This is a genomic window from Wohlfahrtiimonas sp. XWW7 (assembly GCF_056716055.1).
Window position 1 is genome coordinate 1252496 of record NZ_CP168032.1, and the last position, 21564, is coordinate 1274059.

At 37.4% G+C, this 21564-nt stretch carries 21 protein-coding genes and 4 tRNA genes; 22 read left to right on the forward strand and 3 right to left on the reverse strand.

Features of this window, described 5'->3' with window-relative positions:
* Positions 1 to 66: 66 nt before the first annotated feature.
* The gene (gene pepQ / locus ACA100_RS06005) at positions 67 to 1383 is read right to left on the reverse strand and encodes a Xaa-Pro dipeptidase (protein WP_481079060.1); all 1317 of its coding nucleotides are present in this window, start codon (positions 1381 to 1383) and stop codon (positions 67 to 69) included.
* 191 nt (positions 1384 to 1574) lie between these two features.
* Between pepQ and ACA100_RS06010 the strand changes: the two genes are divergently transcribed.
* The 12 genes from ACA100_RS06010 to ACA100_RS06065 all read left to right on the forward strand — a co-directional run bounded on the left by ACA100_RS06010 (position 1575) and on the right by ACA100_RS06065 (position 9791).
* On the forward strand, positions 1575 to 2321 hold the full coding sequence (locus ACA100_RS06010) for a YebC/PmpR family DNA-binding transcriptional regulator (RefSeq protein WP_481079061.1): 747 nt from the start codon (positions 1575 to 1577) through the stop codon (positions 2319 to 2321).
* Between the two features lie 4 nt (positions 2322 to 2325).
* Positions 2326 to 2811, forward strand: coding sequence for a crossover junction endodeoxyribonuclease RuvC (gene ruvC / locus ACA100_RS06015; protein WP_481079109.1), 486 nt, complete (start codon positions 2326 to 2328; stop codon positions 2809 to 2811).
* Positions 2811 to 3410 carry a Holliday junction branch migration protein RuvA gene (gene ruvA, locus ACA100_RS06020; protein ID WP_481079062.1) on the forward strand — a complete coding sequence of 200 codons (600 nt, stop codon included), beginning with the start codon at positions 2811 to 2813 and terminating at the stop codon, positions 3408 to 3410. The genes ruvC and ruvA overlap by 1 nt, the downstream gene beginning before the upstream one ends.
* Before the next feature lie 79 nt (positions 3411 to 3489).
* Positions 3490 to 4083, forward strand: coding sequence for an ATP-dependent zinc protease family protein (locus ACA100_RS06025; RefSeq protein ID WP_481079063.1), 594 nt, complete (start codon positions 3490 to 3492; stop codon positions 4081 to 4083).
* A 6-nt stretch (positions 4084 to 4089) separates the two neighbouring features.
* Complete coding sequence (locus tag ACA100_RS06030) at positions 4090 to 5667, forward strand: UUP1 family membrane protein (protein WP_481079064.1); 1578 nt, start codon at positions 4090 to 4092, stop codon at positions 5665 to 5667.
* Between the two features lies 1 nt (position 5668).
* Complete coding sequence (locus tag ACA100_RS06035; protein WP_481079065.1) at positions 5669 to 6643, forward strand: alpha-L-glutamate ligase-like protein; 975 nt, start codon at positions 5669 to 5671, stop codon at positions 6641 to 6643.
* A 6-nt stretch (positions 6644 to 6649) separates the two neighbouring features.
* The gene (locus ACA100_RS06040) at positions 6650 to 7792 is read left to right on the forward strand and encodes a tRNA nucleotidyltransferase/poly(A) polymerase-related protein (protein WP_481079066.1); all 1143 of its coding nucleotides are present in this window, start codon (positions 6650 to 6652) and stop codon (positions 7790 to 7792) included.
* A gap of 64 nt (positions 7793 to 7856) precedes the next feature.
* Positions 7857 to 7933: transfer RNA gene (locus tag ACA100_RS06045), tRNA-Pro, on the forward strand.
* Positions 7934 to 7961: 28 nt separating this feature from the next.
* A tRNA-Arg gene (locus ACA100_RS06050) sits at positions 7962 to 8038 on the forward strand.
* A 29-nt stretch (positions 8039 to 8067) separates the two neighbouring features.
* Positions 8068 to 8143, forward strand: a tRNA-His gene (locus tag ACA100_RS06055).
* Positions 8144 to 8184: 41 nt separating this feature from the next.
* A tRNA-Pro gene (locus ACA100_RS06060) sits at positions 8185 to 8261 on the forward strand.
* Between the two features lie 138 nt (positions 8262 to 8399).
* A complete protein-coding gene (locus tag ACA100_RS06065) occupies positions 8400 to 9791 on the forward strand; it encodes an MFS transporter (protein WP_481079067.1) in 1392 nt (463 codons plus the stop codon).
* Between the two features lie 58 nt (positions 9792 to 9849).
* On the opposite strand, the gene ACA100_RS06070 is transcribed toward ACA100_RS06065, so the two are convergent.
* Positions 9850 to 11136 (reverse strand): Glu/Leu/Phe/Val family dehydrogenase, encoded by a 1287-nt coding sequence (locus tag ACA100_RS06070; RefSeq protein ID WP_481079068.1) that lies wholly within the window; start codon positions 11134 to 11136, stop codon positions 9850 to 9852.
* A gap of 196 nt (positions 11137 to 11332) precedes the next feature.
* Between ACA100_RS06070 and ACA100_RS06075 the strand changes: the two genes are divergently transcribed.
* The 10 genes from ACA100_RS06075 (at position 11333) to dnaQ (ending at position 20048) form a co-directional block, all read left to right on the forward strand.
* Positions 11333 to 12127, forward strand: a complete 795-nt coding sequence (locus ACA100_RS06075) for a hypothetical protein (RefSeq protein WP_481079069.1) — start codon at positions 11333 to 11335, stop codon at positions 12125 to 12127.
* A 104-nt stretch (positions 12128 to 12231) separates the two neighbouring features.
* Positions 12232 to 13632, forward strand: a complete 1401-nt coding sequence (gene thrC / locus ACA100_RS06080) for a threonine synthase (protein ID WP_481079070.1) — start codon at positions 12232 to 12234, stop codon at positions 13630 to 13632.
* A gap of 17 nt (positions 13633 to 13649) precedes the next feature.
* The gene (gene serA / locus ACA100_RS06085; RefSeq protein ID WP_481079071.1) at positions 13650 to 14876 is read left to right on the forward strand and encodes a phosphoglycerate dehydrogenase; all 1227 of its coding nucleotides are present in this window, start codon (positions 13650 to 13652) and stop codon (positions 14874 to 14876) included.
* A 22-nt stretch (positions 14877 to 14898) separates the two neighbouring features.
* Positions 14899 to 15486: a DUF2058 family protein gene (locus ACA100_RS06090; RefSeq protein WP_481079072.1), complete on the forward strand. Its 588-nt coding sequence runs from the start codon at positions 14899 to 14901 to the stop codon at positions 15484 to 15486.
* Between the two features lie 153 nt (positions 15487 to 15639).
* Positions 15640 to 16527, forward strand: a complete 888-nt coding sequence (locus tag ACA100_RS06095) for a c-type cytochrome (RefSeq protein WP_481079073.1) — start codon at positions 15640 to 15642, stop codon at positions 16525 to 16527.
* A 26-nt stretch (positions 16528 to 16553) separates the two neighbouring features.
* Complete coding sequence (locus tag ACA100_RS06100) at positions 16554 to 17228, forward strand: thiol:disulfide interchange protein DsbA/DsbL (protein ID WP_481079074.1); 675 nt, start codon at positions 16554 to 16556, stop codon at positions 17226 to 17228.
* Positions 17229 to 17301: 73 nt separating this feature from the next.
* Positions 17302 to 18120 carry a prolipoprotein diacylglyceryl transferase gene (lgt, locus tag ACA100_RS06105; RefSeq protein ID WP_481079075.1) on the forward strand — a complete coding sequence of 273 codons (819 nt, stop codon included), beginning with the start codon at positions 17302 to 17304 and terminating at the stop codon, positions 18118 to 18120.
* The gene (locus ACA100_RS06110; protein ID WP_481079076.1) at positions 18117 to 18911 is read left to right on the forward strand and encodes a thymidylate synthase; all 795 of its coding nucleotides are present in this window, start codon (positions 18117 to 18119) and stop codon (positions 18909 to 18911) included. Before lgt ends, ACA100_RS06110 begins: the two co-directional genes overlap by 4 nt.
* Positions 18912 to 18913: 2 nt before the next feature.
* Positions 18914 to 19369, forward strand: a complete 456-nt coding sequence (gene rnhA / locus ACA100_RS06115; RefSeq protein WP_481079077.1) for a ribonuclease HI — start codon at positions 18914 to 18916, stop codon at positions 19367 to 19369.
* Positions 19362 to 20048: a DNA polymerase III subunit epsilon gene (gene dnaQ, locus ACA100_RS06120; RefSeq protein ID WP_481079078.1), complete on the forward strand. Its 687-nt coding sequence runs from the start codon at positions 19362 to 19364 to the stop codon at positions 20046 to 20048. The genes rnhA and dnaQ overlap by 8 nt, the downstream gene beginning before the upstream one ends.
* Positions 20049 to 20122: 74 nt before the next feature.
* On the opposite strand, the gene ACA100_RS06125 is transcribed toward dnaQ, so the two are convergent.
* Positions 20123 to 21483, reverse strand: a protein-coding gene (locus ACA100_RS06125; protein WP_481076906.1) for an IS3 family transposase whose coding sequence is annotated in 2 segments (ribosomal slippage) — positions 20123 to 21003 and positions 21003 to 21483 — 1362 coding nt in all. Because the reading frame shifts where the segments join, the coding sequence is not laid out codon by codon here.
* Positions 21484 to 21564: the final 81 nt, after the last annotated feature.

The window sequence follows — 21564 nt, forward strand, 5'->3', positions numbered from 1 at the left end:
TTTAAAAGCAATCTACAAAGCTCTCTTTCCCGTAGGGAAAGAGCTGTATTAAATTATTGAATATATTTAAAAGTGCTCAGCGCCAATTTCTTTAAATGCTTCTGCTGTTAAATTGCGAGGTTCATCATCTTGAATGACAATATTATCTTCGTCTCGAATACCACCATAAGGTAATAATTCATTGATCAAATCAATGTTGAGATATTGTGCTTTTTCTTCATCTAACAGCGCTTCACTGATTAATGTATTGTTGAAGTAAATGCCAGGTTCAATGGTTAATACCATATTGTTTTGTAGTTGTTGTGTTAAGCGAAGATTTTTAAATGTTTCATTAGTTTCTTTGAGGGATTTAGCAATGCTTGGAGTATCATGTGTATTTAATCCCAGTAAATGACCAATGCCGTGTGGGAAGAAGATTCGTACCAAGCCTTTTTCAATTGCATCTTTTATATCGACATTGATGAGGAATTGACGTTCGATGAGTAACTCAGCAATGAGTTCTAATGCATAATGATGAATGTCTAAATAAGAAACACCAGCTTTACACTGTGCAATTAACTCTAATTTAATCATGCGCATATCACGCAATAATGTTCGGAATAGATCATTTGCATCTTCGCCAGCATGTGTGCGCGTAATGTCTGCGATGTAACCTTCAAATGCTGCACCTGCATCGATTAAAAAGCTATTGAGAACAGCAGGTGGTGCTTGATCTAGCTCTTGGTAATGCAGAATACTGCCATTTTCATTGTAAGCAATGATATTGCCATAAGGCAGCTCAGATTCTCTCATGCCAACAACATCAAGATAATCTAAATTTATTTGAAATTCACTGATGAATTCAGATAGGGATTCTCTCACAGCTAAATGGGCAGATGCAGCACGAATAGATGCCATTTTCATGCATTCAATCTCAAATTCGGTTTTGATCAAGCGCCAGCTATCGATCTCTTGCTTTTGCTCTAAAGAAGCTTTATGAGCATCATGATGATCGAATAAATCAGGACCAAGCCAAATCCAATTTTTACCTTCAGTGTGCGAAGTTAGTGCATTTTTAATGTCTTCTAATTGCGCGCGGGATTCTACTGTAAATAATTCTTGCCATTCGCCGAGTTCATCTTTAACTTTTAGCCAAAAATCTTTAGGGCGATAGTTTAAAAGAGTGCGTTCTGTTTTTGTGATGATGAGATATTGGTGTGTACCAATGGCTTCAGGGATCCAATAACGGAAGCTTGCAGGCATCTTATGTGGAATCTCTATGTCATCATCGTAATAAAATTTTGGTGCGCCAGATGATAAAATTAGAAGATCCAATTGATGTTTTTCTAAAAATATAGCGGCTTTTTGCTGCAAATTTTCAATGTGCGCTTGATAAAGGGACATGTTTTTTCCTCAAAGCTGTGAATTAATGATGAAATGATAACAAAAGCGGGTAAGGCAAGTGAGGTAAAATGATTCATCTCCAATCATAGCGTGTATTGGATTATAAATATTGGAATGCTTTATGATAAAATGCCTCCTTTTATCAACAAGTTTGGACTTGAAGTATTCAGTAGGTCATTAAGGAGCTTTCAATGGCAGGTCATAGTAAATGGGCAAATATTCAGCATCGCAAAGGTGCTCAAGATGCAAAACGCGGTAAGATTTTTACACGCTTTATTCGTGAAATTACAATTGCAACACGAATGGCAGCGAATGGTGACCCTGCAAGTAACCCTCGTTTGCGCATGGTCATTGATAAAGCTTTGGCTGCAAATATGACTAAAGATACCATTGATCGTGCGATTAAGCGCGGTTTAGGTGGAGAGAGTGATACAGAACAAGAAGAAATTCGTTATGAAGGTTATGGTCCAGGTGGCATTGCAGTGATGGTTGACTGTTTGTCTGATAACCGTAACCGTACAGCGGGTGAAGTCCGTCATGCATTCAGTAAATGTGGTGGTAATTTGGGTGTTTCGGGCTCTGTTGCATTCCAATTTACAGAAACAGGCGTTTTATCTTATCCTGAAGGTGCTGACGAAGATGCAATCACAGATGCAGCAATTGATGCAGGCGCTGAAGATATCATTGTGAATGATGATACATCTATTGATGTATTAACAACACCGCAAACATACGCAGAAGTTTATAATGCAATGGTTGAAAAAGGATTAAAGCCTGAAGAGTCTGAAGTAACGATGCGTGCTGCAAATAACGTATCATTGTCTTTAGATGACGCAAAACAGATGATTAAGATGTTGGATATGTTGGAAAATTTAGACGATACACAAAATGTCTATTCTAATGCTGATATTTCCGCTGATATTCTTAGTCAATTGTAATTTAATTGTGATTATTTTAGGCATTGATCCAGGTAGTCGAATCACTGGTTATGGTGTGATTAAATGGGTCAATCGTAAAGCTCAATATATCGACAGTGGTTGTATTCGTATGGATGTTAAAGCAACCACTGGCAATCGATTGAAGACAATTTTTGAAGGTTTAGATCAACTAATAGGATTGTATCAGCCTGACCAATTGTCTATTGAGCAGGTTTTTGTTCACAAGAATCCTCAATCTGCATTGAAATTAGGCCAAGCGCGCGGCGTCGTTTTATGTGCCGCAGCTTTAGCAGGTTTAGAGATTCATGAATATAGTGCAACTCGCATTAAGCAAACGGTTGTGGGCAATGGTCATGCAACAAAAGAGCAAATTCAGCATATGGTTGAACACTTATTAAAGTTAAATGGTAAACCACAAGCCGATGCAGCTGATGCTTTAGCGGCAGCATTAACACATGGATTTCACTTACCAATGGTAGGAGTTAAGTAATGATCGCTCGTTTAAAAGGGCAAGTTTGGGAAAAATTACCGCCTAATATTGTGGTGATTGATGCTAATGGTGTTGGTTATGAGGTCGAAGTACCCATTTCAACATTCTCGGTATTATCCCCAGTCAAAGGTGAAGCTTCTTTATATATTCAGCAAATTGTGCGTGAAGATGCCAATCTTTTATATGGTTTTCAGACATTAGAAGAGAAAGAAGCTTTTCGTATTTTGATTAAAGTTTCTGGTATTGGCCCGAAAAGCGCCATTGTCATTCTATCTGGTTTGTCGGTGTCTGAACTGTACGATGTGATTGCCAATGAAGATGTCACAAAGTTGACACGCGTGCCAGGGATTGGTAAAAAAACCGCTGAGCGATTGATTGTAGAGTTGAAAGATAAAATCAAAGCGATTTCTTTGATCTCTTCTGGCGATTTATTGGATATGAAACCTGTTCATAATCCAATCAATGATGCGATTTTAGCATTAACCACTTTAGGCTATAAAGCTAATGATGCAGAGAAAATGATCAAGAAAATCTCAACGCCTGATATGGCTGTGGATGAGTTGATTAAGGTTGCTTTGCAGTCTTTGATGAAAAAGTAAATTATCAATTTACATTTGGCTTCGGTGCTATTCTTTTCGCAAAATGGAGTGGCACTTTATCAAATATATAAGGATTAGTATGAAAAATATGAAGAGGATGCTTCTATTATCTTTAATGACGCTTCCTGTTTTAGGTATGAGTTTTGCAGTCGAGGCAGAAACGCAACCAGTGAAGGAGTCTTCGGCTGTTGAAGAACAAAAGGTTGAAGAAAAGCCTGTGGTTGAAAAAACAGTATATGGTCATGATGAAATGGTGATATTGCCTGAACTTGGTAATATGACGCTGCATGCTAAATTAGATACAGGTGCAAAAACGGCATCGTTAAGTGCTTTAGATTTAAAAATTTTCACGAAAAATAAAGAAAAATGGGTGCGTTTTCAGGTGGAAAATGGTAAAAAATACTACGAATTTCCGATTAAACGCATGAGTCGTATTAAGAAGCGTAGTGGTGAAATGTTAACGCCAGATGATGATACATCGGCGGAGCGTCCAGTGATCCAATTAGAAGTTTGTATGGGCAATCAAAAGAAAAAAATAGAGGTTAATCTTGTTGATCGTTCACGTTTTAATTTCCCATTTTTAATTGGTAAAATTGGATTAATTAAATTAAAAGCAGTGGTTGATCCTTCTGCTTCTAAATTATCCTCTCCAACTTGTTCAGCAACGAAATAACTAATTATGAAATCATTGACACTTCATTTGAAGATTTTAATCGCTATTTTATTGGTAGTCGGTTTAGGCTCGATTGTTTATCAGGCGATTATTTTAAAAATCCCTTTAACTGAAAACTCTCGAGGGTCAATGTGGACCATCGATACGAAGATCAGTTTTGATGTGCGTGGCTCTAAACCTGTGAAATTGCGTTTATTCATTCCTTCTAAAGAGAATGGTTTGAGTACTGTGATTTTGGAAGATGATCATGTTCTGGCGCGTAATTATGGTGTGACAAGAGAAACTGATGCATTGGGTAATCAGCAATTGATCTTATCATCACGCCGTGCTTCGGGTGATCAAACACTATATTATCGTTTATTGGTTTCTGAGGAAGCAGGCGAAGCTGAAACCTATATTGGGCCGAAGGGTTTAGTTTATCGTGAACCTATTAAATTAGAAGGTGCTGAAAAAGTTGCGGCAGATTCAATGATTGCCAATATTCGTGAACAATCATCTGATACAGCAACATTTATATCTGAAGCGATTCAAACATTGAATGATACAAGAAATGATTATGCAAAAACTTTGTTGGGGAATGATTTCTCTTCTCAAAACCGCGCGAAAGTATTAGAAATACTATTGTCGCAGGCGAGAATACCTATTCAGTTTGTGCATACATTGAAACTAAGCATTGGTTCTAATCAAAAGCCACAAACTTTCATTCGCAGTTATGTGGAAACAGATAAAGATGGTAAAACCAAAGTCGGTGAATGGATCTATTTTGATCTGGCTTCTGGTCATCGAGGATTGGCGCCAGATCGTTTAATTTGGTGGGTTGGCAATGAGCCATTGTTGAGTGCATCGAATGATATTCGTGCAAGTGTGAATTTTAGTTTGGATGATCGTGAATTAACGTCGAAAGGGATTATTTCTAATAAAGTCAATAATGCTGAAGCAAGTAGCTTTTTAACTTATTCGTTATATAGTTTGCCGATTCAAGTGCAAGAAACTTATTTAACTATGATTGTGATTCCGTTTGGTGTATTGGCAATCTTGATCTTTAGAAATATCGTAGGTGTACAAACTTTAGGAACATTTACGCCAGTGTTGATTGCATTAGCGTTCCGTGAAACGGGTTTTGCATTTGGTTTATTCTTATTTACAGTCATTGTAGGTATTGGTTTGGCAATACGATCCTATCTTGAGCATTTGAAGCTGCAAATGTTACCGCGGCTATCTGTTGTTTTGACGTGCGTTGTGATTCTAATTGCTGTGATCAGCTTGATGAGCCATAAATTAGGCTTAGATCAAGGTATGTCTGTAACTTTATTCCCAATGGTAATTTTGACGATGACGATTGAACGTTTATCGGTGACTTGGGAAGAGCGCGGCGGTAGTTTTGCATTTAAAGTTGCCTTAGGAACATTCTTCACAGGTGCGATTGCATTCTATGTGATGAATATCGAATGGTTAACATACTTCGCATTCACATTCCCTGGCATTTTGTTTGTATTGATCGCATTTATGTTAGTGATGGGGCGCTATCGTGGTTATCGTTTGACTGAGCTTGTTCGCTTCAAAGCATTAGTGAAGGAAGGTTAATATGTTTGGTTACATTCAAACATGGAAGGATCTTAAAAAGCGCGGCATTATGGGAATTAATCAACGTAATGGTGATTATATTCTCAAATATAATGATCGTCGTCACTATCCTGTTGTGGATGATAAGATCTTAACTAAAGCACGAGCGATTGAAGAAAATATTCATGTGCCAGAGCAATATGGTGTTATCGAAACAGAAAGCGAAATCACGCATAAGCTGAGAAAAATACTCGATGGACGAAAAGATTTTGTGATCAAGCCAGCACAAGGTGCTGGTGGTGATGGTATTCTTGTGATTGCTGATCGGTTTGATGAAAATCGTTTTAAAACGATTTCGGGTAAATTGATCACAATGTCGGAAATTGAGTATCAAGTATCGAATATTTTGACAGGCTTATACTCTTTGGGTGGCATGCGTGATCGAGCTTTGATTGAGTATCGTGTTACACCAGATCCAATCTTTAAATCTATCAGCTTTGAAGGTGTGCCAGATATTCGTATTATTGTGTTGATGGGTTATCCTGTGATGGCAATGTTGCGTTTACCAACCAGGCAATCGAGTGGTAAGGCAAACCTTCATCAGGGCGCGATTGGTGCGGGAATTAATCTTCGTTCAGGTTCTACGTTACGTGGTACATGGTTGAATGACAAGATTGATAAGCACCCTGATACAAATCATTCGATTAATGATTTAATTGTGCCGTATTGGGATGAATTTATGTCTTTGGCGAGTCGTTGCTATGAATTGTCTAAGTTGGGTTATATCGGTGTAGATATGGTTTTAGATCAGGAAAAAGGGCCTTTGATCCTTGAGCTGAATGCTCGTCCTGGCTTAAATATTCAGATTGCAAATGATTCAGGATTAGCAATGCGTAATCACAAAGTAGAAGAGCGTTTGGCAATATTGAAAGAGCAGGGCATTACTGAAAACTTTGAAGAGAGAATAGCATTCTCTAAAGCAGAATTTGGATTTTAAAAAATTATGAGCTACCAGATATATAAGGTAGGCGGAGCAGTTCGTGATGAGCTGCTTGGCAAAAAAGTTAAAGATATAGATTGGGTGATTGTTGGTGCAACATCCAATCTTTTGTTATCTGAAGGGTACTTACAAGTTGGAAAAGATTTTCCTGTATTTTTGCATCCTAAAACTAAAGAAGAGTATGCATTAGCACGCACAGAACGTAAACAGGGGCATGGTTATGGTGGCTTTGAAGTTTTTGCGACGCCAGATGTGACTTTGGAAGAAGATCTATTGCGCCGTGATTTAACCATTAATGCTATGGCGATGGATGATCAGGGTAATATTATTGATCCTTATCACGGTCAGCAGGACTTAAATGATCGGTTGCTTAGGCATGTGAGCAGCGCATTTGAAGAAGATCCTTTACGAGTTTTGCGCCTAGCGCGTTTCTATGCACGCTTCTATGATGAAGGTTTTAAGATTGCTGATGAAACGAAAACGCTCGTACATAATATGATTGAAAGTGGGGAGCTTTCGCATTTAGTCGCAGAACGAATTTGGCTAGAAACGCATAAAGCTTTAGATGAAAAACATGGGATTCAATATTTCATTATTTTGCATGAATTGGGTGCTTTAAAAGTTATTTTCCCCGCTTTGGATAAATATTTTGATGATATGTATGCCGAGCAATTGAACACAATATTAAAAACAGTTTCGTTAGCGATAGAGTTGAATATGCCTATGCATATTAAAGTCGCCTTGTTGTTAAATATTTTAGATGATCAAAGTGTTGTTAAAGCTTTTGCGAGTCAATATAGATTATCTTCTCACGAGAAGGTGATGGCTGAGAAATTTAAACAGTGGAAATATTGGTTTGATGATGTCCCGAATGACGCAGAATTGTGGTTAGATTTGTTGTTAGGTTTAGATGCTTTTAGAAAACCTGATCAATTAATGGACTTTTTGCAATGTATGGAGATTTTTTCGGAAATTTCAGGTATTAAAAATCAATTTTTAAAAGATAAATTAAGGCTCATAGATGTGTATGAGAATTTAATTAAAATTAATATTAAGTCTTTGATTGTTAATGTCTATCCGAAAGATATACCAAATGCCATTAAAGTAGAAAGATTGACAATGATTAATTTTTTGATTAAAGATTGATCATCTGTTTGACAGTATTTTGGTTTAGCTATATAGTAGCGTCCTCTTTTAGAGAACAAGACATCGGGGCATAGCGCAGCCTGGTAGCGCAACTGGTTTGGGACCAGTGGGTCGGGGGTTCGAATCCCTCTGCCCCGACCAATTTTTTAAGAGTAAGCTTTCGATTAGAGCGCTCGTAGCTCATCTGGATAGAGCATCGGCCTTCTAAGCCGAGGGTAGCAGGTTCGAGTCCTGCCGAGCGCGCCATTCTCGATTACTCTAATAGCAGCACAATGGTGGACGTAGCTCAGTTGGTAGAGCCCTGGATTGTGATTCCAGTTGTCGCGGGTTCGATCCCCGTCGTTCACCCCATCTTCTTATGACCCTTCAAATAGTCGAAGGGTCATTATCGTCGGGGCATAGCGCAGCCTGGTAGCGCAACTGGTTTGGGACCAGTGGGTCGGGGGTTCGAATCCCTCTGCCCCGACCATCTTTAAATATCTCCTCGAAACTTCAATAAAAATTCTATCTATTCCATAGAATAATCTGTCGATATTGCCTATACTATTTAAGAATTATTCTTATCTAAGATGTTATATACAAGAGGCTATATATGGGGCAGGCAGTTGTGTCTGAACAAACGAAAAAAGTATTACCTTGGATTTTAGGTATTACGATTTTTATGCAGATGCTTGAAACGACGATTCTTAATACAGCTCTGCCAGCGATCGCAAAAGATCTTAATGAATCACCTTTACAGATGCAGGCTGCTATCATTAGTTACACTTTAACATTGGCGATCTGTACGCCATTAAGTGGCATTATTTCTGATAAGTTTGGCACGAAACACACATTTTTAATCTCAGTCTTTGTATTTACGTTGGGATCATTTTTATGTGCATTATCGATGGATCTAACGCAATTAACATTGTCTCGTATTTTGCAAGGTGTTGGTGGTGCAATGTCGATTCCTGTAGCGCGTTTATCTATTTTTAAAACTTATCCTAAATCTCAGATTCTTAAAATTATTAGTTATGCTGTAACGCCAGCATTAATTGGACCAATGTTGGGGCCTATTTTGGGTGGTTATTTGGTGCAGTATTTGTCGTGGCACTGGATATTTCTGATTAATATCCCAATAGGTGTGATCTGTATTGGATTAGCATTTTTCTATACGCCAGATTATAAAGCCGATAAGGTGAAGGTGGACTTTTTTGGTTACGCAATGTTTGCTGTTTCTATCTCTTTATTGATATTGGGTTTGGAATTTATTGCGCGTAGAGATAATGGTCTATTTTCGATGGTCATGCTGTGTTTTGGTGTTCTATTATTAGTGAGTTATTGGATTTATGCTTACTACACTGAATCGCCGTTGTATTCTCCTTCATTATTTAAAATACGAACATTTGTGGTGGGTGTATTCGGTGGAATTTTAGCAAGGCTTGGGATCTCCTGTATTCCCTTTGTTGTGCCGTTATTGTTGCAGGTGGGATTGGGTTATAGTCCCGAAATAGCAGGGTGGATTTTAGTGCCATTAGCTTTGGCTAATTTTATCAATAAGCCAATGGTGACAACAATTATGCGTTGGTATGGTTATAAAGTGGTATTAATCGTCAATACATTGGTGATTAGTATTATTATTATCGTCATGGGATTTGTTGCACCGAATGCACATATTTCTATTTTAATTATTTTGCTGTTCATGCTAGGTTTTTGTAATTCTATACAATTTAGCGCTATGAATACATTAACTGTTGCTGATTTAACTGATGATAATGTGAGCAGTGGAAATAGTCTGATGGTGGTTTTTCAGCAGTTATCGATGACATTGGCAATTGCATTCGCTGCAATTTTTATGAATGTTTTTGCAGATTTCCCAACTGCGATGTTTGATCAAAAAACAGAGCCTTTTCAAGCGACAATGATTGTTATGGGGATTTTTACATTTTTTGCGACATTTATTTTTGTCATACTGCACAAGACTGATGGTGATAATATGGCTAATCGTGGAAAGTCATGAATTTAAAAAAATCTCTTTGAATTATGGTTCAAAGAGATTTTTTGTTAAAACGTGTTAATTATGCCCAGCCACGCAATTGAACTGCATCTTTAACTCGCTGAATTGCAATAATGTAAGCAGCATCACGCATATCGATATTTTTTTCTTCTGCTAGTGTGTAAACTTTTTCAAATGCATTCACCATCATGAGTTTTAATTTGGTGAGTACTTCTTCTTTTTCCCAATAGAAGTTTGTGTTGCCTTGAATTTGTTCAAAATAGCTGCAAGTTACACCGCCCGCATTACATAAAAAGTCAGGAATGAATGTAATGCCGCGTTCAAATAATAGGGCGTCTGCTTCGTGGGCAGTTGGCCCATTTGCACCTTCGCAAATAACTTTGACTTTGGGCGATAATTTCGCAACGGCTTCTGCTGTGATTTGATTTTCTAACGCTGCAGGAATTAAGATATCAACATCCTGATAGAGCCATGCATCGCCATCTTTAATGTTATGGCCAAGCGTTTTAGCTTTCTCTAAATCAATGCTGCCGAATTTGTCTTTGATGTTCACTAAATCTGCAATGTTTAGTCCGTTGTCATTTTGGATAGTGTAACTTTTTTGGTCTTTTTGATTCCAACAAGAAATCGCAACAACTTTGCCGCCTAATTGCGTATAGAGCTCTGCGGCATATTGTGCAACATTGCCAAAGCCTTGAATGCTTGCGGTGGTTGTTTTAATGTCTAATTGTTTTTTATCCAATAAAGCTTCTAATGTATAAATCACGCCGTATCCAGTTGCTTCTGTGCGACCTTGTGATCCACCTAGGCCAACAGGTTTGCCTGTAATCATGCCTGGTTGGTGTGATCCTGTGATTGTTTCATATTCATCTAGCATCCAAATCATATGTTGTCCATTGGTCATAACATCTGGGGCTGGAACATCTGTATTTGGGCCTAATAATTGGTGCATTTGTCTAATGAAGCCGCGACAAATTTTCTCTTGTTCATTGAGTGATAATGTTTGTGGATCACAGATTACGCCGCCTTTGCCGCCGCCTAAAGGCAGTCCTACAACAGCGCATTTCCATGTCATCCACATTGATAAAGCTCTCACTGTATCTGCGCTTTCATGAGGATGGAAGCGCAATCCGCCTTTTGCAGGACCGAGCGCTTCATTATGTTTCATACGGAATCCTTTAAAAACACGAGTTGTGCCATCATCCATTTTGATAGGAATAGAGAAGTGGATCTCTTTCATTGGTGAGCGAAGAAGATCCTTCATGCCATCATCTAATTCTAATGTCTTTGCAACATGATCAAACTGCTGTTGAGCGTGGATGAAAGGATTGTATATGGTGTTGCTCATTTGTTTTCCCCCTTGCGTAATAATATAGCAAACCCGACGATTCTATTATTGATTTCTAGCTAAATGCAAGAAAAATTCGATATTTTTATTTTTAAGCAATTTTGTTGCGTGGTCAGTCTATATATTATATAAGGGCATAAAACTATATTATTGTATAATTGTGCAACCTAATAATTTAAGAAATGATAGAAAAACCATGAAATTCTCACAAATATTTAATTTTAAAGCTTTTGTTTATCACTTTATCTTTAGTTTTTTATTGATTGGTGGATTGTCTCTATTTATAGTCACGCTGTGGTATCCAGATATTTGGGCATCTGAATTGGGTGGTTATAAATTAGTCTTGATGATGCTTTTATTAGATTTAGGCGTTGGTCCTTTATGTGTAGGTTTATCTTATAAAGCCCATAAAAGTCGTAAAGAGAAAATTTCAGATGTATCTATTATTACACTGTGTCAATTGGCATTTTTCTCTTGGGGAGCTTGGACAGTTTCTATTTCTCGTCCTGTTTATATTGTATTTGATACTGATCGTTTTGAAATGGCAGTAGATCAAGATATTGATCGTACAAAATTACCTGAGTTAGGCGAATTTAGCTCTGTTCCATTCTTAAAAAGTATGAGAATGGCTGTTGTGGATTTAGAAACAACTGTACCAGATGAAAAAGAGCGCATTGAAGTTAATAACGATTCTGTTTTTGGCATGGATATTTCAAAAATGCCTAAATATTATATGCCTTATGAGGGTGAGCAGATTGCTAAAGTCTTAAAAGCTGCAAAAGGCTATGATCTCTTTTCTAAAAATGCTGATGCAAAAGCTCAAGCTGATGCAATGATAGAAAAATATGGGCTAACAGAAGAGACATTTAAATGGCTACCAATTCGTTATTTTTCACCTGAAGCGCAGGGGCAATTATTTATGACAGCTGTGATTGATTCAAAAACAGCAGAGATTGTCGACTATATTTTATTAGATCCTTATGAGATTTAATCAATGGAAAAATTATATTTTTAATGAATGATCTTGAAGATTCTCTTCTTTATGTGCTTTAATCAATCCCATTCTTTAATTATTTGCTTGGAATGGAAAATATCATGCGATTTGTGAGTACAAGAGGGGGGAGTCAACATCTAGATTTTTCGGATGTTGTTTTAGGTGGTTTAGCCACAGATGGTGGTTTGGCGATGCCAGAAAATATACCTAAAATTGATGAAAATACATTAAAATTATGGAAAGAATTAAATTATACGGATTTAGCGTTTAATGTCATTTCTCTATTCGCACAAGATATTCCAGCTGAAGATTTAAAAAAAATTATTAATGCAGCATATACAGAAGAAAAATTCGGTATTGAAGAGATTGTATCTCTTTCTGCTTTGAACGAAGATTATGTGGTTGGATTATCTAATGGTCCAACATTTGCTTTTAAAGATATGGCAATGCAGTTTTTGGGGGAGTTGTTTCCTTATTTGCTTGAGAAAAAAGATCAGCATTTGAATATTGTAGGTGCAACATCTGGTGATACAGGCTCAAGTGCAATTCATGCAATGCGTGGTAAACCAAGAATCAATGTATTCATGCTCAGCCCAAATGGTCGAATGAGTCCATTTCAAACAGCACAAATGTATTCAGTGCAAGATGCTAATATTTTTAATCTAGCTGTTGAAGGTGTATTTGATGATTGCCAAGATCTAGTGAAAGCATTGAATAATGATGCAGAATATAAAGCAAAAAATGCATTGGGTGCTGTTAATTCCATTAACTGGGCAAGAATTTTAGCGCAGATTGTTTATTATTTTAAAGCGTATTTGGCTGCTGTTAAAGAAGTTGGTGAGCCTGTTGATTTTGTGATTCCATCTGGTAATTTTGGCAATATTTTTGCAGGAATCTATGCGCGCGCGATGGGATTGCCAATTCGTAAATTAATTTTAGCGACGAATGAAAATAATGTTTTAGATGAATTTTTTAAAACGGGTATTTATCGTCCTCGTGCATCGAAAGATGTGCATTTAACTTCAAGCCCATCCATGGATATAGCTAAAGCCAGTAACTTTGAACGATTCATTTATTTATTGTTAGGTGCGGATAAAACACGAGAATTATGGCAACAAATTGAAGCTCAAGGTTATTTTGATTTAACGCAAGATCCGATTTGGCAAGATCGTCAATCGTGGGGGATCGAATCAGGCCAAAGTTTACATGAAAATCGAGTAGAGACGATTCGTAAGGTGTATGATGCGTTCAATGTAGTGGTTGATCCACATACAGCAGATGGGATTTTTGTTGCGGCTCAATACAAAGATGAAGGGATTCCTCAATTGTATTTGGAGACTGCTAAACCGATTAAATTTGCAGAAACAGTTGGGGAGGCGCTAGGGTTTGAGCCTGAGCGAGCAGCTGATTTTGTAAATATTGAGGCATTACCACAGCGTTTTGAAGTATTGCCTGTGGATGTCGATGTGTTGAAGCAATATATTGTTAAGCAATTAAGCTAAAAGGACAGGAAACTTAAATGTATTCACTTGCAAAAGAGAAGATTAAGATTGTTTTATTAGAGGGAGTTCACCCTTCGGCTGTTGAGTGTTTGAATAGATCAGGCTATACAAACATTGTTTCCTATGCGAAGGCATTGGAAGGTGAAGAGTTAACAGAAGCATTGAAAGATGCTCATATTGTAGGGATTCGATCTCGTACACGCATTACAAAAGAAGTGCTAGATAAAGCACCAAAGTTAATGGCGATAGGTTGTTTTTGTATCGGGACGAATCAAGTGGATCTAGAAGAAGCGCGTATCCGTGCGATTCCTGTGTTTAATGCACCTTATTCTAATACGCGTTCTGTTGCGGAATTAGTGATTGCAGAAATGATTATTTTGATGCGCGGTATTCCTGAGAAAAATGCAGTATGTCATGAAGGTGGTTGGTTGAAATCGGCAACTGGCTCTCATGAAGTTCGTAACAAAACTTTAGGAATCATTGGTTATGGTCATATTGGTACTCAAGTAGGTATTTTGGCTGAAAATTTAGGAATGCATGTTGTATTCAATGATATTGAAACAAAATTATCATTGGGTAATGCAGAAGCCATGGATTTGAAAAAGCTATTAGAAGTTTCAGATTTAGTGACGTGTCATGTACCAGAAGATGCTTCAACTAAAAACTTAATGAGTCGTGAAAACATTAACCGTATGAAGAAAGGTGCAGTATTGCTAAATGCATCTCGCGGTAGTGTTGTAGATATTGATGCATTGGCTGATGCGATTGAATCCAAGCATTTATCAGGGGCGGCTATTGACGTATTCCCAGTTGAACCAAAATCTAACTTAGATGAATTTGTTTCACCATTACGTGGGTTTAAAAATGTAATTTTGACACCACATATTGGTGGTTCAACCATGGAAGCGCAAGAAAATATTGCGGGCGAGGTTGCAGTTAAATTAGCGAAATATTCAGACAATGGTTCAACTGTAAGTGCTGTAAACTTCCCTGAAGTATCTTTGCCTGTGAATCCAGAAAGTCATCGTATTTTACATATTCATCGCAATGTTCCAGGTATTTTGCGCACAATGAATAATTTAGTGTCAAACTATGATATGAACATTGATGCGCAGTATTTACAAACATCAGGTGATATTGGCTATGTAGTTTTGGATGTTAAGTCATCTGAAAAAGATGCTGAAGGACTTCACAAAGAGATGCAAAATGTTGAAGGCACAATTCGTTGCCGTTTGTTGTTTTAATAGAAGTGAAGAGGGAAGAATCGTGTCATTGCGTGATCAACTTTTAAAAGCTGGTGTTGTTTCTGAGGATCGTGCGAAAAAAGCAGAGCAGGATAAAAAGAAAACTAAGCACAGATCTTATCGTGATAAAGAAGTTAAAGCGAAGTTAGATGCTGAAAAGAAATCTCAGCAAGATGCGGTTCTTGCCAGTGAAAAAGCTAATAAGGCAAAATCTCAAGCGTCCAATCAGGAAGTTAATTTAAAGCAGCAACGTAAGTCATTAAGAGTGGAAGCTCGTCGAATTCTTGATCAAAAACGTGTCAATGTTGACAGTGCTACAGATCAATTTAATTTTAGTTCTGATGGTAAAAAAATTCGCTATGTAAGTGTGACGGCGGAACAGAGAAAGCAATTAGGCAATGGTGGTTTGGCTATTTGCCGTAATGATCGTGATGGTTTTGATTATCCATTGATTCCTAAAGAAAATGCACTGCGCTTAATGGAAATTGAAAAATTAATGGATGAGCGTTGGATTTATTTGTTAATTGATCCAAAAGAAGTTGTGGATAATGCAGATGAATGGGCTGCTTGGGATGCATATGAGGCTGAATTAGCAAAAGAAAATACATAAATATATTAATGATTTATATCGCGTAGGGGAAAGAGTTTGTATTGATCTATTACATGAAATAGGCAAAATATATAACATTCTTTTCCCTTTTGTATTAGAATAAGCGATATTTTTCAATATTAATGACAGAAAAAATCGTGTAGGAGAATTATTGTGCTGTCTCATAATCGTTTATTATTAGCACTTGGGGCTTTTGGGCTTACAATGGCATTGTCTAGTGCTCAAACTTTAGTTGGTAATCCTGAAGAAGCAAAAAAAATCGTTGAAATGCAGTGCGCTGCTTGTCACGGTGTTTTTGGTGAAGGCGTTGCTGCATTACCAAATCAAGCTAAATTAGGTGGCCAAGGCGCTAACTATTTGAGTGTACAGTTACATGCATTAAAAGCATCTAAAGATGCATCAGGTGCGCGTTTTGAAATGACGATGAGCCCACAAGCTGGTTTGTTATCTGATCAAGATATTGCAAATGTTGCTGCATATTATAGCCAACAACCTGCAACTTACTATCAGTTAGAAGCTGACTTTGAATCTAAGCGTCAAGCAGCAGCCGTTGCTATTGAAACTGCAAAAGCTGATTTAGTTGCAGCAGAAGCTAAAGAGAAAGAAGTTAAAGCACAATTACAAGCTGATCCTGAAAATGCTGCTTTGAAAAAAGAAGCGAAATCAGCACCTCGTGCAGTCCGTTCAGCCAAAGGCGATGTTCGTAAAGCTGAAGCTGCTGTTAAGCAAGTGGATGTCGATTTAGAAAATGCAAAAGCATTGATGGTTCGTGGTGAGCAAATCTATTATGGTGGTGATATGAATAAACGTATTCCATCATGTGCTGCATGTCATAGTCCTTCTGGTCATGGTAATAGCCCTGCTGCATATCCTGCATTGGCTGGCCAAAACTACGAATATTTAGTGAATCAATTAGAAAATTTCAAAAGTGGTCAGCGTTCTAATGACCCAGCAGGTATGATGCGTGATATTGCTGAGCGTATGTCTGATAAAGAAATTGAAGCAGTGTCTACATATATTAAATACATGGGTTCTAAATAATTATTTTTGATAGAACGAGGATAAATATGCTATTGAAATCTCTTTCAAAGAAAGTTTTGGGTTCTGCGTTGTTGGCAGGTACGATGTTAATGTCAGCTTATGCTCAGCCTAAATATATTGAGTTACCTGAGCCTGCGCAGTTGGTTAAAACATCTGATCCAAAGCAAGTTGAAGTGGTTGAAGTTTTTTCTTATACATGTGGCCATTGTTACCAATTAGAAGCACCTGTTGCAAATTGGTTAAAATCTAAGCCTGAAAATGTAAATTTTGTTCGTATTCAAATGCCTGGTGAAGGCGTTTGGGAAAGTTTAGCGCGCACTTACTTTACATTGGAAGCGATGGATAAAGTGGAAGAAGGTCATCCAGTAATGTACAAAGCAACGATGGTTGATCGTTTGCGTGCATTTGATAAAAACTCTATTGCAGCATATTTAGAAAAAAATGCAGGGATTGATCCTGAGGAATTCACAAAATTATGGAATTCATTCCCAGTGACATCTAGTTATAATCGAGCGGTAGATTTGGTGCAAAATCAATATAAGATTGATTACACACCAGTGTTTATCATTGATGGTAAATATTTAGTGAATGGTGAAACATCTCGTGCGACATCTTATGCTGAAATTGTTCAAGCGGTAGATGAAGTATCGAAAGAGTTATTGGCTGAAAAAGCAGAGAAAGTAGCACCAAAAGCTGAGTAATAGATTTAAGTTTTATCATAATAAAAAGGGCTAACTGTTTTTAGCCCTTTTTTATTGAAAATAGGTAATTGAAATGATTTTTACACCAGATATTGATCCCATTATTTTTTCGATTGGGCCGATCGCAGTGCGTTGGTATTCTCTGATGTACATTGTGGCTTTATTGATTGCTATTGGATTGGGTTGTCATAGAGCGAAAAAAACAGATTCTTTGTGGACAAAAGATAATGTGAATGATGCCGCATTTTACTTGTTCATTGGTGCTGTACTAGGTGGTCGAATTGGCTATGCATTATTTTATGGTTGGGAGCAAGTCTTACAAAATCCATTATTTATTTTAGGATGGAATGGTCATACGGTTGAGTGGAGTGGTATGAGCTTCCACGGGGGATTGTTGGGAACTTTAGTTGCAGCTTTATTAGTGCGTCGCAAGATTCAAAAAAGCTTTTGGCAGATCACTGATTTCTTTGCGCCATTATTACCATTAGGATTGTTCTTTGGTCGTATTGGTAACTTTATCAATGGCGAATTATGGGGGAAATATACAGATCAAACTTGGGGTGTATTATTTCAGCAAGCGCCAACTTTGGGTGATTTAGTTTATCGTCATCCATCGCAGTTGTATGAAGCAATCACTGAGGGTTTATTACTGTTTATTATATTGTGGTGGTACACAGCCAAAACTCGCCCACGTTGTGCTGCTTCTGGTATGTTCTTGGCAGGTTATGGTATCGCACGTTTTGTTGTAGAGTTTTTCCGCGAGCCAGATGCACATCTTGGCTATCGTTTAGGAACAGAATGGTTAACCACAGGGATGATTTTATGTATTCCAATGATTGTGGCAGGCTTAGGATTAATGGTATTTGCTTATCGTCAAAAGGGTGTTAAATGAAAGCGTATTTAGATTTATTGGAAAAAGTTAAAACAGAAGGTGCGTTTAAGGAAGATCGTACAGGCACAGGAACTTATTCTATTTTTGGTCATCAGATGCGTTTTAATCTTCAAGAAGGATTTCCATTGTTGACCACAAAGAAATTACATTTGAAATCCATTATTCATGAGTTGTTATGGTTTTTGCAAGGCAATACAAATATTCAATACTTAACAGATCATGGTGTGCGCATCTGGAATGAATGGGCGGATGAAAATGGTGATTTAGGACCTGTTTATGGTCAACAGTGGCGCAGTTGGCCAACAGCTGATGGTCGTTATATTGATCAGATCACTGAAGTGGTTGAGCAAATTAAAAATAACCCAAATTCTCGTCGCATCATTGTCAATGCTTGGAATGTGGGAGAGTTGGATAAAATGGCTTTACCGCCTTGTCATTTGCTATTCCAATTTTATGTGGCGGATGGCAAATTATCTTGCCAACTCTATCAGCGTTCTGCAGATATTTTCTTGGGCGTACCTTTTAATATTGCAAGTTATGCAATTTTAACGCACATGATTGCGCAAGTGTGTGATTTAGAAGTGGGTGATTTTGTTTGGACAGGTGGTGATTGCCATCTGTATTCTAATCATATGGAACAAGCAGATTTGCAATTGAGTCGTGAAACATTGCCATTACCACAATTGAAAATTAATCCTACTAAGAAAGATATTTTTAACTTTGAATTTGAAGATTTTGAATTAGTGAATTACGAATCTCATCCTCACATTAAAGCGGTTGTTGCTGTATAACGATGGATAATAAAGTTTATATTTATACAGATGGCGCTTGTAGTGGAAATCCAGGTAAAGGTGGTTGGGGCGCGATTTTAAAATTTCGTGGGCATGTTAAAGAGTTATCTGGATATGATGAAGCAACGACAAATAATCGCATGGAGTTAATGGCAGCCATTAAAGGGTTGCAAGCATTGAAAAAACCATGCGATGTTGTATTGATCACAGATTCTCGTTATGTTCAACAAGGTATTAATGAATGGGTGAATGGCTGGATTGCGCGCGGATGGAAAACTGCAAGTAATCAACCCGTTAAAAATGTCGATTTATGGCAGTTGTTGGTGGCAGAACGAGATCGTCATTTAACGATTGATTGGCAGTGGGTGAAAGGGCATGCGGGGCATCCTGAAAATGAACGTGCTGATGAGTTGGCAACAACTGCAGTTAAGAATGAGAAAGGTTTGAGTGATGAGTAGACAGATCGTATTGGATACTGAAACAACAGGAATGGATCCTACAACGGGCGATCGTATCGTAGAGATCGGTTGTGTAGAAATGGTGGACCGCATGTTAACTGGGCATCATTTTCACGTGTATATTAATCCTGAACGTGATATGCCTGTCGAAGCTTTTAATGTTCATGGTTTAAGCGAAGAGTTTCTGAGTGATAAACCAGTGTTTGCGAATGTAGCACAAGATTTTATAAGCTATATTGATGGTGGCGAGTTGATCATTCACAATGCAACTTTTGATATGAAATTCCTAGATTATGAATTAGAACTTTTAGGTTTAAAATCTCTGACGAGCCAATGTAGTGTGATTGATAGTTTAAAAGTTGCACGAGATATGTATCCAGGGCAACGCAATAGTTTGGATGCTTTGTGTAAACGTTTAGGGATTGATAATTCTAAGCGTACATTGCATGGTGCATTGCTGGATTCGGAGATTCTTGCACAAGTTTACTTGGCGATGACTGGCGGACAAGATTCCTTGTTTGGTGGTGATGTTGTTGAAGAAAATGTGATCGAGGTTTCTCAGGAATTATTGGAAGCAGTGGAAACTCAAGATGTTTCTTCAGATAAAACGAGAGTTATTCATGCTAATGCAGAGGAATTGAGTGCACATGATGCTTTTATTGCCAAATTTAAAAAGTAACGTGAATTAATTTGTATCAGATTTGAAAAGCCAGCTCATTTGAACTGACCCCATAAACTTGGACAGTTTATAAATTATAAAGACAAGGACTGATTTCGATATTCTATCGGACTCAGTCCTTTTAGTTTGAGCTTAATTCGATCATTATTGTAATAATCGATGTACTCATGAATCTCTTTCTCTAATTGATCGATAGATTCAAATTTTTTCACATGAAATAGCTCTGATTTCAAAACACCAAAGAAGTTCTCAATCACAGCATTATCATAGCAATTGCCTTTGCGTGACATGCTTTGTCTAACTTTGTGATCTTTTAAAGATTGTTGGTACTGTTTCATTTGATATTGCCAACCTTGATCAGAATGTAAAATCAGTTTCTTGCGTCCTTTCTTATGTAACTTTAAATGCTTCAATGCCTTATTCAGCATTTTACCCACCAACTCATATTTGGAGTTTTTAGCAACTTCATAGCTAATAATTTCCTGATTATATAGATCTAAAATCGGAGATAAATACAGCTTTTCACCGTTCACTTTAAACTCTGTGACATCTGTTACCCATTTTTGGTTGGGCCTTTGAGCCTTAAAATTACGCTTCAAAATATTCTTCGCTATTTTTCCAACTTTTCCTTTATAAGATTGGTATTTCTTCGGTCTTACTAAAGATTTAAGATTCAGTAATCGCATGATTCTTTGAACTTTTTTATGGTTAATGGGGAAATCTTTTTGTAATATCGCAGTGATGCGACGATAACCATATCGACCTTTATGCTCATGAAAAAGGGCTGTTATCCTTGCTTTAAGGCTTTCATCTGAATCAGGCTTAGCCAATACTGCCTTATGATAGTAATAAGTGCTTTTGGCTAGATTCATGATTTTCAGTAACGATGACAATGAATGCTTTACTTTGAGTTCTTCTGCGATGATTGTTTGCGCCTGAGCGCTTCTTCCTTCTCGTCCAATTCCTGAAACTTTTTTAACACATCATTCTCCGCACGAAGATAGGCTAATTCAGCTTGAAGTTGATCTATCAACTTTTCTTGTTCAGTGCGATTATCAGGTTTTTTGGGCAATCTCATCTTTTTAGGTCTTCCTTTTTGACGTGGTTCAAGTGCACTCAAACCACCTTCTTTAAACAGTGATTGCCATTCTAATATAGAAGTAAATGCTGGAATATTAAAATATGAAGCCGCTTCGCGGGCAGAGTAATAATGATCTGACATAAACTTCAATACATAATATTTGAATTCAGCAGAATATAATCGTTTTGTTGTTCTTGGCTGAATCCCTGATTGACCATGATACTGATAAGCTTTGACCCACTTTTTAACGGTGGAGTGATCAATATTAAAATGATCAGCTGTAGAGCTATATCCATTTCCTTTTTGATAAAACTTAACAACTTTTAATTTGAAATCAAAAGAATACTTCGCCATATAAAAACACCCCAAAGTTGTGTCCAACTTTTGGGGTGCAGTTCAATTGAGCTGGCTTTTTAGCAGTTAAGATATTATCTA